The organism is Vibrio sp. 5S239 (assembly GCF_041439575.1).
GTDB lineage: Bacteria > Pseudomonadota > Gammaproteobacteria > Enterobacterales > Vibrionaceae > Vibrio > Vibrio kanaloae.
The window spans coordinates 83,872-100,648 of the sequence record NZ_JBGOOM010000013.1 but is presented as its reverse complement, the minus strand read 5'-3'; the positions used below and the strand labels follow the sequence as shown (position 1 = coordinate 100,648).

The window sequence follows — 16,777 nt, the reverse complement described above, 5'->3', positions numbered from 1 at the left end:
GAATCTAGATATGCTCAGCGTACATCACCCTCTCAATCTTTCTACTTGTGCCATTGTGGCTTTAACAACAGCTTGTCTGTTTTCATCCAATGCACAAGCGAGCCAAATAACGCTCACCAGTAACAGCAATACCGTCTCTATTTCATCAAAGACTTTTGGGATAGATTGGAACGGCTTAAGCGTTAACAGTGGTACTCTCAAGGTTGATAGCAAACCACAGAAAGCGACCAACCTGGTCGTTGGCTTTTCCGATAAAGCTGACTCAGCAAAAATCGCCATTTGGACCTTAGTACCCAGCGGGATAAACGTTGAGGCCGAGCTTAATCAAGATCAGCTCACTTTTCAGTTCAGCTTGCCTTCAAATATACAGGTGAAGCGAAACGAACCCGTAGAGTTGGCGTGGTTTGATCTTGCAGAACAACAAACTCAGACACTATTTCTACCCTTTAGTGAAGGCATGCGCGTACCTACTGATAACAAGCTTTGGGCAAGCTATCTCGTCGGCAACCATTCTGGAAGTAACACCACTCAAGACTTAAAGATGCCTTTTTGGACGGTGCAGCAAAACAATCATTTCATTAGCTATCAGATGGTTAATGCAACCAGCAATCAACTGCTTTTTTCAGATGCATCCTCTGATACCTCATCTAATTCCAAGACCAAAATTGATATGAAGGCATCACACCAATTTACGATGCTCAATCAATCACAGCCTTTTATTGTTCGTATCACCCTTGGAGACTCATGGTTAGATGGAGCGAAACACTACCGCGATTCGCGTGTCGAAAATGACCTTTCTGAAACACTGATTGCTAAACAAAAACGCAATCCAGATGTGAGTAAGTTAATCGGTGCAAGCCACATTTACCTGTTTGGCAAAGATCCATTGAGCACCCAAGACGTAAGCAACTGGTGGGGATTGAAAACATGGTATCTAGAGAGGTCTAAACTCAGCGTTTCTGCGGAAGCGAAAAGGGAGCTTTCATCATTCTCCAAGGGCAAAGATTGGTTCAGTCAGTACCACAAACAACTATTGTTGGACTCTATTAGCCAGTCGTTGCAGGTGTTATTTCCAATCGGTAATCCGACACTCGAAAACAACACGATTAAAGCGCAATACAAAGCAGCACAGGATAAGAAGAACTGGTTGCTAGAGCACGCTTCCCCTTACCTAAACTCGTCACAGACTTGGGGACAAGCGTTGTCTTCAGACATGCTCACCAACCTAAATAAGGCAGGTTTAAACAAACTGTGGCTCGGATTCGACAATTGGATGCCAGCATTCTATCAACCTAACGCAGTGGCTCTGGCAAAACAGTCCGGATATCTGGTCGGCACCTACGATTCCTACAACACAGCCATTCCTGCGAAACTCAATGACAACTGGCTAACCGCTCAATTACCAGAGCCGATGCGTCAGAGTTGTGCCATTGAAATGGCAGATGGGAGCCTAAAAAAAGGGTTTCGAGGTAACGGGTTCTATCTAAACCCGAATTGCCATTTAGAATACGTAAAACAGCGCGCTCAAGACATTATGAGATTCGGCAACTTCAACAGCTTGTTCTTAGATGTTGATGCAACCGCCATGGCACGTGAAGATTACAGCGGCTCTATAGACAATCATAGCAACAGTAATGGTAATACAAGCGAGTCGGACATGCTTTCTGCCTTCAACAACCGAATGCAGTGGCTTAGCGAGCAACCATCGTTAGTATTAGGCTCCGAAGACGGCAACAGCCTAACCACAAAAGGCATCACGTTTGCACACGGCTTAGAAACGGTTGGTTTTGGCTGGACAGATAAAGACATGAAAGACAGCCGTCAATCTCCCTATTACTTAGGTCGTTGGTACCCAGACCACAAGCCCGACTTCTTCTTTAAGCCGGCCGAGGTTAAAGAGCCCTATAAGTCGCTACTGTTTTCGCCTCAATATCGAATTCCACTTTACCAAGCCGTTTTCCATGATGAAGTAATCAATACGCACCATTGGCATTCAGACAGCCTAAAGTTCACTAATGTACAAGCAGAACGTGACTTAACCGCCATGCTGTACAACACACCACCGATGGTTCACTTGACCAGAGATGAAGCTTTATCAAGTTCAAGCCCGCGAATCAAAGCACTCAAACACTATCAAGATGGCTTTGAACCGATGCACGAACAGTTATGGGATAAACGGTTGGTCGATTTCGAATGGTTAGACAAAAACGGCGATGTTCAACAAACCGAGTTCAGTGACGGGAGTAAGATCATTGCCAACTTCTCCAACAAGGCATTTCGTTACAACGGTATCGATATTGCTGCCCTATCGGTCAAAGCTATATTGGCGAATGGGCAAGTCGTCAACTGGCAGCCCAATCATAGTTAGCTTCGATACGGTTTAGACAAAACGAATAATAGGAAGCTTAAGCACTTATTTAATCGCTAATGTTCAGCCCGTTACTTATGCTTCCTATTTTGAAAGGCAGTCAGTAGATAGTCGATAAAGACCTTTTTACGTTTCGGCATCAACTGCCTGTCTGCATACACTAGGCTTACTGAAACTTCTGGCATCTCATATTCAGGTAACAAACGAATCAGCTTACCTGTCTTGAAGTGTTCCCGACAAATGAATTCAGGAAGCACCGCCAAGCCGAGCCCATCCACACAAGCTGTTAGGCATGCCGTGATGGTATTCACCCGTAACTGACACGGCAGATCGATCAAAATCGACTCTCCGCCTTCTAATTGCAAATGCCACTTAGGTAGACGTGCCGCCTTGTTCACCACCTCAATCATTCTGAATGGCGGTTCAAGATCATTGGGCGAAGAGATTTCATCGAACTGCTCTAAATACTCAGGGCTGGCTACCAATACACGCTTCGATGTTGTGAGGTAGCGAGAAACCAAGCTCGAATCCACCAACTCACCAATTTGCGCGTAAAGATCGATCCCCTCTGCAATGATGTCAACTTCTCGATTCGACAGTTCTAAGTTCAAAGTCACGTTTGGGTGCTCTTTTAGGAAACTGTGGATGTATGTGGCTAAGACTTGATGTCCCAATTCGACAGGCAACACAACATTCAACTGCCCTCGGATCAAATCCTGATTGGCAGAAACCTCTAACTCAGCTTGGTTCATGATCTCTTGCATCTGCATGCTCGACTGATAAAAGCGCTCACCCTCTGGCGTTAAAACTAAACTTCGTGTCGAACGAGTGATCAACCTCACACCTAGGTGCTGCTCGAGCTCGTCAAGCTTTCGGCTGACGGTCGACTTGGTCATGTTCAATGCTTCAGCTGCGTGCGTGAAACTCCCACAATCAACAACTTGTGTAAAAACAGTCACAGCATTTAAGTCCATCGTACTTCTCCCAAAGCGCTATTGGTTATATTTTTGCAACAGTGTTTCCCTTTATTCCTATCTTATCAATCAATCGAATTCATTTACAATTCGTTACATCTAAATAAAAACAAAATGAGAAATAAAAAATGACAGAGAACAACAATGCTTCGCAATCAGTAAGCACAAAAAAACGTAAAAAAGCCCCGCTTATTGCTACTGCGATCATGCTGTCATTAGGTCTTGCTGGTACCGGATATTGGTACGGCTATGGCCAATACTTTGAATCTACCGACAATGCCTACCTACAAGGCGACATCACTAATATAAGCCCGAAGGTGTCGGGTTATATTGTTAAGTCTTACGTGAGTGATAACCAATCGGTTAAACAAGGTGACTTGTTGGTTCAAATCGATGATCGTGATTACCAATCTGCACTTGCTCAGGCGAATGCGCATTTAAGCGTCGTTCAATCAAGCGTACACAACCTTATCGCTCAACAAACGTTACAACGTAGCCAAATAAATCAAGCCGAGAGCCGTGTTGATTCCGCACAAGCTGAATACGAGCGTGCAATCCAACAAGTCGTGCGTTCTCGTAGCTTATTAAAGCGTAACTATGCTTCGCAAGATGAAGTCGACAGCATGGTCGCACAACAAAAAGTCACCCAAGCAGAACTTGAAGAAGCGAAAGCAAACCTTGTCGCAAGTAATGATCAACTAATCGTGATTGCGAGTGAAATCGAACAAGCAAACGCATCCGTGACTGAAGCTCAAGCCCAAAGAGATCAAGCACAACTTAACCTTGATTACACCAAGGTTTACGCGCCAGCGGATGGCGTGATTGGTAAACGTAGCGTCCGTGAAGGCTTGCTGATCCAAGCAGGCGCGCCACTTATGAGCTTGGTACCAAACAACCAGGTATGGATTGAAGCTAACTTCAAAGAAACACAGCTAAGCGGCATTCACAAAGGCCAAACGGTAGAAGTCGAACTGGATGCCTTTCCGGGTCAGCCACTTAAAGGCGTGGTAGACAGCTTCTCCCCTGCGACTGGCGCCAAGTTTGCGCTACTGCCACCAGAAAACGCGACCGGTAACTTCACTAAAATCGTTCAACGTGTACCGGTGAAAATTACTATTCCAGATCAGCAAGAGTTGAAAGGTCGACTGCTTCCTGGTTTATCTGTGGTAGCGACCATCGATAAACGAGGCTAGACCATGAGTAACGCTGGTGTTGTCACCCACACTAATGATGAGGACAAAGTATCAACTCGCCATTGGATCGCCCTATTTGGCGGTTTAATTGGTGCGTTTATGGCGATCTTGGATATCCAGATCACCAACTCGTCTCTCAAAGATATTCAAGGTGCGCTATCTGCCACCTTAGATGAAAGCTCGTGGATCTCTACGTCCTATCTAGTCGCAGAGATGATTGCTATCCCACTCAGTGGTTGGCTTTCTAAAGCGCTCGGAAAACGCCGTTATATCACGTGGACGACGGCCATCTTCACCATTTCATCTTTGTTGTGTTCGTTCTCTTGGAACATGACCTCGATGATCGTGTTTCGAGCGATGCAAGGCTTCAGTGGTGGCGCTTTAATCCCGCTTGCTTTCTCGTTAGTGATTCAGTTATTACCTGTTAACAAACGTGCTGTGGGTATGGCACTGTTTGGCGTAACCGCGACCTTTGCTCCATCGATCGGCCCAACATTTGGTGGTTGGCTGACGGAGAACTTTTCATGGCACTATATTTTCTACATCAATATTCCGCCTGCTTTGCTTGTGATCACCATGATCCGATATGGCTTGGATGATGAAAAGCTCGACCTTGGCACACTGAAAAAAGCCGACTGGTTTGGTATCGCGACCATGGCGTTAGGGCTAGGTTGTTTGGAAGTGGTACTAGAAGAAGGTAACCGTGAAGAGTGGTTCAGTTCGAGCTTTATTATTGGCTTGAGTATCGTGTCGGCGGTGAGTTTGGTTTATTTCGTGATAAACGAACTCCAACACAAAAAGCCATTGGTTAACCTGCGGCTATTGCGGGATGGGCAATTTGCTATGTCTTGTATCGCCTATTTGATTTTGGGGATGGCATTGCTCGGCTCTATCTATGTTCTGCCGATGTATCTCACTCAAATTCAGCAATATAACGCGATGGAAATTGGTGAAGTGCTAATGTGGATGGGTTTCCCACAACTTCTGATATTCCCAATTGTGCCCAAGCTAACACAGATCATTAAGCCTAAGTACTTGGTTACCTTTGGCTTCGCAATGTTCGGTTTCAGTTGTTACGTGAATACGCACATGACAATTGATTTTGGTGGCCAGCAGCTGATTTTGTCTATGGTTCTGCGTGCTATCGGTAGCCCATTTATTATGGTTCCGCTGTCTTTGGTTGCAATGAAGAACATCAGCAAAATGGACACGCCAGACGCATCAACGTTAACCAACGTGATGCGGAACTTAGGTGGCGCTTTCAGCATCGCGATTATCGCTACGCTACTCGACAACAAAACGCGTGAGCACTTGGCACACATCAAGGAATCGTTACCTTCCGTGAGTCAACTTGGTTGGCAGACGCTTCAGCAACAACAAGCGTTTTTCATTCAGTCAGGAAGTGATGCCGCGACAGCGATGCAACAAGCGCAAGCAAGCTTACTTGGGACTATGCAACGTGACGCAGCCATCATGGCCTACAATGATGTGTTCTTGATGATGACCGCTTTCTTAGTGTTGGCCGCTGTATTGATTCTGAATATGGGTGATTAGATCACTCCAATCCTCTTAACCTAACATTCAAATGGCGAGCTAATCAGTTCGTCATTTTTATAGGTAGCTACACAGAGCATTCTATAAAATGAGATTTTTACACCATAGAAAATAGTATTCTATCAATATCTTAATAGTGAAAAATCCAAGTTTCCGGGATCTTGACTTTATGCAACTCGACACCTAAATTGAATTTATAGTTGAATATCTAGGGAAAGAAGGTTTGAACTTATCGCCGGGCCTAAGGGTTTTAATTGTGGACGACTCTAGGAGTGCCACTATTCTTATCAAACAGCAGCTTGTCAGCCTGGGGATGTCGCATGGAAATATTTTCATTGCGACCAACTATCAACAAGCGGTCAAAGCAGTTGAAACACACTCTTTCCATGTACTTCTCATCGACTATCATCTAGAGCAATCTTTTACCGGTTTCGAACTGCTAGGTATTCTCTATCGTAACCGACTTATAGACCATACCGTTGCGACAATATTGCTATCTGGTGACATGCGTCAGGAAACGGTATTGACTGCTTTATCCGGTGAAGCACAACATTTTATAACCAAACCAATCAATACTGCCGCGCTTGGAAAGAAGGTCCAAACAGCACTGCTTGAAGCAAAACAAATATCTCAGCTCATTAGCCTTTACCCCATAAATGATCAAGCAGCACTGAAATCCGCATTAAAAATTCCCGGTAAAAATACCAAAGGACAGTTTGAAGCAACGTTAATTGAACATTTGATTACTGGTAAGAAGTGGGAACTGCTCTCAGATTTACTCAATGAATCGCAGACCAATATGCACCCAACGAAACTGGTCGCAGAAGCATTGATTTTAGATGGGTTGGGTAAACCAAAATCAGCGATAAATAAACTGCACAATTACCTCGTTGCACAACCGCTTTCTTTGAGCGTGATAGACTGTCTAAGCTGTCTTTACGAAAAGCATCAGATGTTATTGCCAGCCTTAAAGTTAGCATTACGATCTTTTGAATTAACGCCTAGTGTTAGCCATCGTGCAATTCGCGCCATCGATTTAGCTGAAAACGCCGACAATACACAAGTATTAATCAAACTAGGTGAGATTTATGCGAGTAGCATTTCATCTGCCGATATTGATGCTCTTAATTCCATATCAACCTACTTCAACTCTTTGAAATCAACTTATGAGCGTGAAACGGATACCAACAATAAAAAAACAATTATCGAACATGCAGGCCAGTTCGCAACACAGGTTAATTTAAAACTGCCAAGCAATCTTCAACATCAAGTTCTCTCAAACTTGGCTATCTTCCACTGTCACATACTCATACTTGAAAACAATGAAAAGCTCGCACATCAAAAACTGATAAAAGCGGCCACGTTACTTTCTTACCGCTTTTACGAAACCCCAACCGATCTACTCAACCGATTGTTACCACTATTTGCTCACTTTGGAGAGTACTCCCTATATCGTGTAGTCATAGAATGTATCCGATTTCGTGGTGCTACTGCATTGTATCGAGATCAGCCCAAAACACTATCACCTTCCATGTTGGTCAACCTCGAAAGTTTGGATTCGGTAAAAGTTCTTAAAGACTATATTCACAATTATCCCTATTCGATAGCCGCTAAACTTGACTATCTATATGCTGTTAATAGAACTCAAATACAAGAACAGCTTAGTAACGATTTTATACAAGACATCACACAACTAGAACTTCCCAAAAGATGGAAGCAATGGATTAACGACGCATCGCATCATGGTTTTTCCACTAAACCTCCTAGCCCAATTTCAACATGTAACCGACAGGAGTCCTTATGCTAGATTTAGATGCTTTAAACGATTACTTAGATAACGACAGAGATGTCATCTTCGTAGTGTTATCGACGTATCAAGAAGATCATGGAAACTCGTTAAACGAAATACATGAATTAGTGCAACAGCAAGATTGGGGGAAGCTTCATTTTACGGTACACACACTGAAAGGCATATTAGCCAGCTTTGGTGAAAAAGAAGCCACGGTAGCCTTAGAACGGGTTGAGCAGAACACACTTAATAAACTCGCACCACAGGATAACGATCTTGACGTTATATATAGAGAAATAAAAATTATCAACCAACAAATAGATGGAGTACTCAGCACCTATTAACCACAGTGTTCGGTAATTCAGACAAGCGATAGCTAAACATAGAAAAGAGATCGAGTGTTCTGAATTATTTAAAGCCCTGTTCTTTGGCTTGTTTTTATATTTGAATTCCCAAAAGCACGCGTCTTAAATTCACCATGACTATTTAGAATCGACAACAGATTACACTGACTTTGCAAACGATTACACAATCAGAACGAAACACGTACTTTCAAACAGAAATCAGTTAAAAATTTGCACTAGGTTTTGTGACCACATCATATGAAATTACATTTTATTTGTTGGTAAAGAAGAAACTGTTACCTACACTCTAATGAAACAACACAATAGTAACTAAGTTGCATAAAACAGAACGTTCAGTCGGCTATATAAGGACAAGGAAATGAACAATGAAGGTTTTGCTAAGTTCCCAGGATTTATAGATGATTCTCCTATTAAAGACCACTTTTCTGCAAGTCGAGATCCCTACGCTCACTATCTGAAAGATATTGTGGGCATCGATTTGTTATCGCGTGAAGATGAATTATATTACGCAAAATTGAACCGTTCAGGCGACAAAAAAGCTCGTGACCTCATGGTCGAATCTAACTTACGTCTTGTGGTAAAAGTTGCCAAGAGTTATCTGAAGCGTAAAGGGAATAACTTTACGTTGTTGGACCTCATTGAGGAAGGCAACATTGGCCTGATCAAAGCCATTGACAAATACGACCCTGATCCGGGTTATCGGTTTTCAACATACGCAGTGTGGTGGATTCGCGAAAACATCGAATCCGCATTGATGAACAAAGGGCGTACTGTTCGGTTACCGGCTCACGTTTGCAAAGAAATAAATAACCTCGCATCAAAAAAACTTAATATGAGTAAAAAAATGAGTAAAGAGGTTTCTATTTCAGAGCTATCGGAAAATTCTGGTATTAAAGCTGAACGTGTTAACCAACTAGTCGCTTTAAGTGGCTTTATTGATGTCACAACAACGGTTGGTATCAATCACGTACCTTTAGTTTTAGAGCAATGTGAATGTGAACACATTCCAGATCCTCAGCAAGATTGTGAGGATCAATGTTTTACAGAAGCATTAGAGCAAATCATAAACACGTTACCACCTAGGTTACAGAAAGTCCTTATTCATCGTTTTGGCTTCTTCGAAAATAAGGTAAAAACATTATCTGAAGTTGGAGAAATGCTCGATATCAATGTTTCCAATGAGCGGGTAAGACAAATGCAAAAAGAGGCGGTGGAGAGGATTCAAAAGCGGCTTCAATTTGACGGTTGGGTGTAATTAAACCTTTTTCCTGCTCAGACACAAGATCAAGCTTTCATCAATATATTCGTCGCCTATAACTAGTTGTAGGCGCTAACAAGTATTGTCAATAAGACAACGAAACTTCATGACTACAATATGTGCTCTTCATATAAAGCTCGCTCACCGCGCAATAGCAAGTAATTGACATAAGTAGTTTCTATACTCTCTTGCTCCCACACAGATAGAATTCGTTTGGCTGCGAAATAATAATCTCTGTTTCGCAATAACACTCCAACAGTATGGCTCAGTTTCTCAAAGCGGATTTGGTCGCTTTTCGAAATGTAGTGATCATCACTTTGAATAATAGGAGCTAACCCATCAGCAAACCAATTATTTAAGATTTCCCGCATTTCCAATTCAGACTCAGGCACATCCACACTCGACAACTCGCGGTGTAGAGGGGGCGGCACGATGTACTTTGACGCTTGCGGTGAACTGACATATCGATACATGTCGTTCCTCCTTTTGTTTCGTCTTTATTATAGCTAAGAGCATTTTTATCAATTCTCAAGATTTTGTTGCTGGGTAATCCGCATGAACCATAAAAAAGCCATGTAGAGATAACTCTACATGGCTTTATTCAAGCAAATTAACACAGGGCTCTAGAAATTAAATTGAGCTTTGGTCAAAATCGTTGCTTTGGTCGGTACCGGTTTGTGAATCTGAATCGTAGCTGCCAGAGTCGTCCGTGAAGTCAACGCCTTGCTCTTGACCACCTGAACTTGTCCAGTCGCTGCTACCAGACTCCATACCTGCCATGTCCGCTTGCTGCTCTTGAGTAGAACCTTGCATGGTGTATTGATCATCGACTTCAACTGCAACAGAACCACTTGCACCGTCTATTGAGCTACCCAACTCGTCGTAACCTTGGAACTGGATCTCGCTAGTCCCTTCATAACCCTCAGGAAGTTCAACCGATACAGGCTGCTCCAAGTTGCCACTGACTGTAAAGCTACCGTCACCGTTATCCAACGCATTACTTACATTCGAGCCCTCAGGTAAGCCGGACATTTCAGCGTAATCAACGGATTCGTTAGCGATCACTTCATCTGGTATTGAGATAGATATAGTATCGCCCGGTGCCGCGGTTACATCTGCTGTGCTGTCTTCAGTTTCAGCATCTTGAGCTTGGTCATCAGCTTGTTGACCCACTTCCACTTGTTGCTCTTCTGTAGCTTGAGCCGCTTGAACTTGTGGTTCATCACTTTGTACTGAATCATCTTCAACTTGGATGCTTACGCTGTGACTTGATACTTCACCGCCGTCGTTAACTTCAACATTCATCGCTAAATTGCCATCGAAGTCTTCGTTCGGCCAGTAAGTCCACTCACCTTCGCCAGATTCCGCAAAGAAGCCAGCATCGTTCGCGTCTGCAACATCGACAACGTTTGCCGTATCGCTAACGCCTAACTCATCCACCAATTGCGATTCTGTGATAGTTAATGAACCATCCCCCGCTAAGGCATAACCTTCACTTGCCGTTGCTTCATCGCCACCTTGAATATCTACGTTGAAAAAGCTCTCGATGCGATTTTCACCATCCGTCGCAATGAAGCCAACTTGAACATCTCCGGTGTAGTTTTCAGCAGGTGTGAATTGATAGTTACCTTGATTATCACTCTCTATCACGCCCTGACCTTCCATCAAGCTTACCGACTCAATGCTCAAACTATCGCCCTCTGCATCGCTCAGGTTCGCTAACATGTCTTCATCAGTAAATGACAAAGTGGCGTCCGCTGACATTTCTGTTGTCGTTATGCTGTTAACTTCTGGTGCTGCATTCTCTTGTAAATCGCCTTCTTTTACGACTACGCCTGTTTGCTCATCATGAAGCACACCATCTTTATCAATCACGTAAGCAATGTCTGCTTCACCAGTAAAGCCTGGAGCCGGTGTGAAAGTCCATGTGCCATCACCATTGTCGATAATTTCACCTTGGCTACGGTCTGCAAGATGAACCAGTTTCACTTCATCATCACCATCCGCATTCACGTTTTCAGCTAGGCCGATCAGTTCATCAGTTGTTAAGATGATCGCGTCACCCGCTACCGTTTCGAAGTCACCTGAATCGATACCATCTTGGAACGCTTCTGGATCATCGCCGTAATCGACCGTTGTTGCGCTAACGGTGATAAAGAACTCACCACTGAAGTTTTCAGGAGGCGTCATTTGAATGTTTGAGATATCCCATTCGAACAGGTCTATATATTGACCCGGTTCGGTAATCATCACAGTGTTCACACCATCCGTCACTTCGAATCCGACAGGGAAACCGGTCATCACTAGGTTACTTAACGTTTCTGAATCGTCGACTAGACCAACGTTCAGTCCTAGGTGCCCCGTTTCATCTTCACCGAAGACTAACGGACCGTCATGGTCGGTTGTAATAACCGCGCCATCTGCGACTGGACGTACAAACACAGGAACATCAAGAACCGTTTCGAATTCTCCGTCACTTACAACCACTTGTAGATCAGACGTGCCAGAAAAGTCGCCGGTTGGTGTGAATGTCCAAGTTCCATCACCGTTGTCAGTGAGCTCACCGCCATCTTCACCGTCTGCGTTGATGATTCGTGAAACAACCAAGTCTGTAGTATCAATGTCACCGAACAGGTTCATCAAGTCGCCAGCATCGAAGGTGAACGCGCCATCTTCGTTTGTGGTCATCATTGCGTTACCGACATTAAATGGTGCGTCGTTAACTGGAATCACATCTACATTCAGTGAGCCCTCAACCACTTCTTCGCCATCAGTTGCTTGATATCCTAGCTCTACTAAGCCATTAAAGTCTTGAGTAGTGACTAAGTGATACATGCCGTCAGGCTGCTGAGTTAAGGTCGCATTCGCAGGAGATCGAACCGTGATGCTCTCAATACTGATCTCGTCACCATCAAGATCCGTCACTTGATCTGCAATGTAAGCAGGGTCAATCACCATGACTACATCTTCTTCGCCTTGCATTTCAATCGTTGGCGCTTCAGGTGCATCATTCACTGGCGTAACATCGATGTTGCCGTCGACCGAAATTGTCTCTTGGCCATCGCTAACGTTAAACGTCATTGGTACATCGCCATTGAAGTTCTCGTTCGGTGTGAATGACCAAGTACCATCTTCGTTGTCTAACAACTCACCCAAACTAGGGTCGATTTGTAGACCAGAAGCTGACAGCTCATCTGCGGTGTTATCGATATCCGTAGCCTGAGCCAGCAACATATCTTGAGTGATCAAAATGGTGCTGTCTTCTGCTGTAGTGAGTTTCACATCCTCAGATTCAGGCCCATCGTTCACAGCTAGAACTTCAATACCCGCCGTTGTGGTCGCTGTTGCACCATCGTCATCAATAACCGTCACATCAAGGTTGATGTCGCCGTTAAAGTTTTCGTTTGGTGCGAACGTTACCGAACCATCTTCATTTTGAACCAAGATACCGTCGGCACCCGAGTAGCTCACGCTATCAAGCGACACGTCACCGTCCACATCTGAGCTGTTGGCAATCAACTGCTCAGGGCTCAATGTGATGGTGCCATCTTCGTTCATTTGGTAAGACGTTGCGCCTGCCACTGGTGCATCGTTAACGTCTGTTACCGTTACGTCGATGTTTGCATCGACTGTCTCAGTGCCGTCAGATACTGAGAAGTCCAAACTTACGTCACCGTTAAAGTTCTCGTTCGGTGCAAAGGTGTAAGTGCCATCGCCATTGTCGGTAAACACACCCTCTGCGCCAGTATAAGACACGTCGGCAACTGAAAGCTCATCACCATCTATATCAGACGCGCCCGCCAGCAGTTGCTCGTCTGTGAAGGTTAACGAGCCGTCTTCTTCAATGGTGTAAGCGACATCTTCAACCACCGCGATGTCATTCACTGGGTTCACCGTGAGGTCAACGCCCGCTTGCACGGTTTCAACGCCATCAGAGACATCGAAGCTTAGGTCAATATCGCCGTTGAAGTCCGCATCCGGCGTGATGGTAAATGAACCATCATCGTTGGCTGTCACCGTCGCGTTGTCACCCGCGGTTAAGTTCGCAGCCGTGAGCTCATCGCCATCCACATCCGATGCTTGAGCAAGCAGTTGCTCTTGACTCAGCGTGATTGAACCATCTTCATCCACTGAGTAAGCCAAGTCACCTGATACTGGTGCGTCGTTGACTGCGATAACATCTATTCCCGCAGTTGTTTGAGCGGTTGCACCGTCTTCATCTGCAACGGTGACATCTAGACTGACATTACCGTTGAAGTTTTCATTTGGTGCGAAGCTGTAAGTACCATCACCATTGTCAGTGAAGATACCGTCTGCGCCTGAGTAGGAAACGTCGCTAACGGATACATCACCTTCAATATCTGAGCTATTCGCAAGAAGCTGCGCTTCATTGACGGTAATCACGTTATCTTCGTCAACGCTGTAGGTCGTTGAACCTGCAACTGGCAAGTCATTAACAGCAATGACGTCGATACCAGCGGTTGTTTCAGCGGTTGCGCCATCTTCATCCATAACAGAGACATCAAGACTTATGTCACCGTTAAAGTTTTCGTTTGGAGCAAAGGTGTAAGTACCATCACCATTATCAGTGAATACACCATCAGTGCCGCTGTAGCTTACATCGCTGACAAACACCTCCCCTTCAACATCCGAGCTATTTGCTAAAAGTTGTGCATCGCTTAGGGTGATACTGCCGTCTTCTTCAACACTGTAAGTAGTAGAGCCAGCTACCGGTACGTCATTAATTGGAACAACTTGAACATCAATATTCGCCGATACAACATCAGTACCATCACTGACATCGTAAGTTAGGTCGATATTGCCATTGAAGTTTTCGTTTGGAGCGAAAGTGTAAGTACCATCACCGTTATCCGTAAACACACCATCGGTGCCTTCGTAGTTAACAGATTCAACAGAAAGGCCGTCGCCATCGATATCTGTTGTACCAGCCAGTAACTGCTCGTCAGTAAAGGTCAATGAGCCATCTTCATTGATGGTGTAGTCGTGGTCGTAAATAACAGAAAGGTCGTTAACTGCAGTTACGGTGACGTCTAGTTCCGCAGGAGTAACCCCACCGTTACCGTCATCCACGTTATAGCTAATTGAGAATTCACCGTTGAAGTTCTCTTCAGGAGTGATGGTGTAAGTGCCGTCACCATTGTCAGTGATAAGTGCATTCTCGATTGAGACGTCTCCAACACTCGGCTCGTTCCCCCCCGTATCACCAGAGTCGCCACCTTCATCACCCATTAGTAATTCAGAAATATCAATGCCGTTTACATTCGCTAATACTTCTTCTGACGTTGGTAACTCGAATGAGTTTTCACTACCCACATCTTGGCTTGGAACCACAACGCCATTAACGATATCAAATACGTGCCAGTGTTCGCCTGATGGGTTTTCTGGTAGTTCTGGGGTAAAGGTTTCAACTAAGGTATCACCAACAAACACCTGAACTTGCACATCTTCAACACCATCTACATCCCAACTTCTGTTGGTGTAGTTGTGTACTGAATAATGCATGTCAGCATCTTGATAATTTGGAATAGTGATGGTTTCTGGACCATTACCATTCGTATCATCAACATCTTGTTGGACGACATTACCTTCACCAAGGTCGTGGCTCATGTCGCGGTAGTAGATATGGTCTAACTCATTGCCCGTTTCTGTATCGTAAAGCCACAAGTGGTTATCCATATCTTGAGGGCTTTCACCCCATGTGACCACGATACGCATATCTGTTTCTTCGAGTACTTCAGATATTGCCGTCACGCCACCATTGGTATCTTCACCAGCTGGAACAAGGAAACTGCTGGTAATTGAGCCTTCTTGTTCAATAGTAACGCTACCTTGGTCAACAACAGGGCCATTCACGGAATAGTTACCAGATTGGTCTGTTACCGTTGTATATGAGTGACCTGCGTTATCGGTCAGTGTGACGTCTGCACCAACTACTGGGTTACCCGTTTCAGCATCTAGAACCGTTCCTATAACGGTCGTTTCATCGCCCTGCTCTCCAATAATCGCGGTCATATCATCGTCTTCGATATCAGTCGCGAATTGTAAAAGCTCTTCTTGGGTAATGGTGTACGAACCGTCTTCTTCAATGGTTATCGCCACATCAGCAGAGACAATCGGCGCATCGTTAACAGGATCAACCGTTAAGCCTAAGTTAGCCGCAATCGGTGTGTCACCATCGCTGATGCTGTAAGCCACATCAATGTAGCCATTAAAGTTTTCGCTTGGGGTGATTGAGAATGTACCATCACCATTATCGACAATCGTTGCATCGTCACCCACTAAGGTTAAGTCGGAAGCGACAAGGTCGTCGCCCTCAATATCAGCGGCATTCGCAAGTAGCTGCTCCTGTGTGATAGTGATGACGTTGTCTTCATCAACGTTTGCGTAAACATCAGATGTCGTTGGCAAGTCATTGACTGGATTTACCGTTAGGTCGGCGTTCGCCACAATTGACGCAGTGCCGTCCGAAATATCAAAGTTTAGGTCGATATTGCCGTTGAAGTCAGTGCCAGGTGTCACCGTAAAGGTACCATCGCCATTATCAACGACGGTCGCGTTATCGCCTGCACTTAGGTTGCTTGCCGTTAGGTCATCGCCATCTACATCAGCGGCTTGAGCAAGTAATTGCTCTTGGCTTAAGGTGATCGACCCGTCTTCATCAATGCTATATGCCAAGTCACCTGATACCGGAGCATCGTTAACAGGCAGAACATCAATGCTTGCGTTGGTCGCTACGGTTGCGCCTTCTTCGTCAGTAACGACAACATCAAGGCTTACATCGCCATCGAAGTTAGCGTTTGGTGCGAAGCTGAATGTTCCGTCACCATTGTCGGTAAAGATACCGTCTGAGCCTGTGTAAGTAACACTATCAATCGCCACTTCACCTTCGATATCAGAAGCGTTCGCCAACAATTGCTCTGCACTGATGGTAATAACTTCATCTTCGCTGACGGAGTAACTGGTTGAACCAGCGATTGGTGGATCGTTAACCTCAAGTACTGTAACACCTGCGGTGGTCGATTCGGTTGTACCGTCTTCATCGGTAACGACAACATCTAGGCTAACTTCGCCGTTGAAGTTTTCGTTTGGTGAGAAGGTGTAAGTGCCGTCACCATTATCCTCAAAGACACCGTCACTGCCAGTGTAAGTCACGCTATCGACTGCCACTTCCCCTTCAATATCTGAAGAGTTCGCGAGCAACTGTTCATTACTGATCGTGATTGAGTTGTCTTCATGCACAGTGTAAGACGTGCTG

9 protein-coding genes are annotated in these 16,777 nt (G+C 44.7%); 6 read left to right on the top strand and 3 right to left on the bottom strand.

Features of this window, described 5'->3' with window-relative positions:
• Positions 1-10: 10 nt before the first annotated feature.
• Positions 11-2,368, top strand: coding sequence for a glycoside hydrolase (locus ACED48_RS12150; protein ID WP_017058410.1), 2,358 nt, complete (start codon positions 11-13; stop codon positions 2,366-2,368).
• A 71-nt stretch (positions 2,369-2,439) separates the two neighbouring features.
• Here ACED48_RS12150 and ACED48_RS12145 read toward each other — a convergent pair whose 3' ends face one another.
• Positions 2,440-3,342 (bottom strand): LysR family transcriptional regulator, encoded by a 903-nt coding sequence (locus tag ACED48_RS12145; RefSeq protein ID WP_017058411.1) that lies wholly within the window; start codon positions 3,340-3,342, stop codon positions 2,440-2,442.
• 128 nt (positions 3,343-3,470) lie between these two features.
• On the opposite strand from ACED48_RS12145, the gene ACED48_RS12140 reads away from it, so the two are divergent.
• From ACED48_RS12140 to ACED48_RS12120, 5 genes are all read left to right on the top strand, one after another.
• A complete protein-coding gene (locus tag ACED48_RS12140; RefSeq protein ID WP_017058412.1) occupies positions 3,471-4,535 on the top strand; it encodes an HlyD family secretion protein in 1,065 nt (354 codons plus the stop codon).
• 3 nt (positions 4,536-4,538) lie between these two features.
• Positions 4,539-6,089 (top strand): DHA2 family efflux MFS transporter permease subunit, encoded by a 1,551-nt coding sequence (locus tag ACED48_RS12135; protein WP_017058413.1) that lies wholly within the window; start codon positions 4,539-4,541, stop codon positions 6,087-6,089.
• 223 nt (positions 6,090-6,312) lie between these two features.
• Positions 6,313-7,896 (top strand): two-component system response regulator, encoded by a 1,584-nt coding sequence (locus ACED48_RS12130; RefSeq protein ID WP_029627282.1) that lies wholly within the window; start codon positions 6,313-6,315, stop codon positions 7,894-7,896.
• On the top strand, positions 7,890-8,222 hold the full coding sequence (locus ACED48_RS12125) for an Hpt domain-containing protein (RefSeq protein ID WP_017058415.1): 333 nt from the start codon (positions 7,890-7,892) through the stop codon (positions 8,220-8,222). The genes ACED48_RS12130 and ACED48_RS12125 overlap by 7 nt, the downstream gene beginning before the upstream one ends.
• 379 nt (positions 8,223-8,601) lie before the next feature.
• Positions 8,602-9,498: an RNA polymerase sigma factor RpoD/SigA gene (locus tag ACED48_RS12120; protein WP_017058416.1), complete on the top strand. Its 897-nt coding sequence runs from the start codon at positions 8,602-8,604 to the stop codon at positions 9,496-9,498.
• 113 nt (positions 9,499-9,611) lie between these two features.
• Here ACED48_RS12120 and ACED48_RS12115 read toward each other — a convergent pair whose 3' ends face one another.
• Both ACED48_RS12115 and ACED48_RS12110 read right to left on the bottom strand, forming a co-directional pair.
• Positions 9,612-9,974 carry a hypothetical protein gene (locus ACED48_RS12115; RefSeq protein WP_017058417.1) on the bottom strand — a complete coding sequence of 121 codons (363 nt, stop codon included), beginning with the start codon at positions 9,972-9,974 and terminating at the stop codon, positions 9,612-9,614.
• A 157-nt stretch (positions 9,975-10,131) separates the two neighbouring features.
• The coding region (locus ACED48_RS12110) for a tandem-95 repeat protein (RefSeq protein ID WP_371717139.1) at positions 10,132-16,777 on the bottom strand (6,646 nt) is incomplete at its 5' end.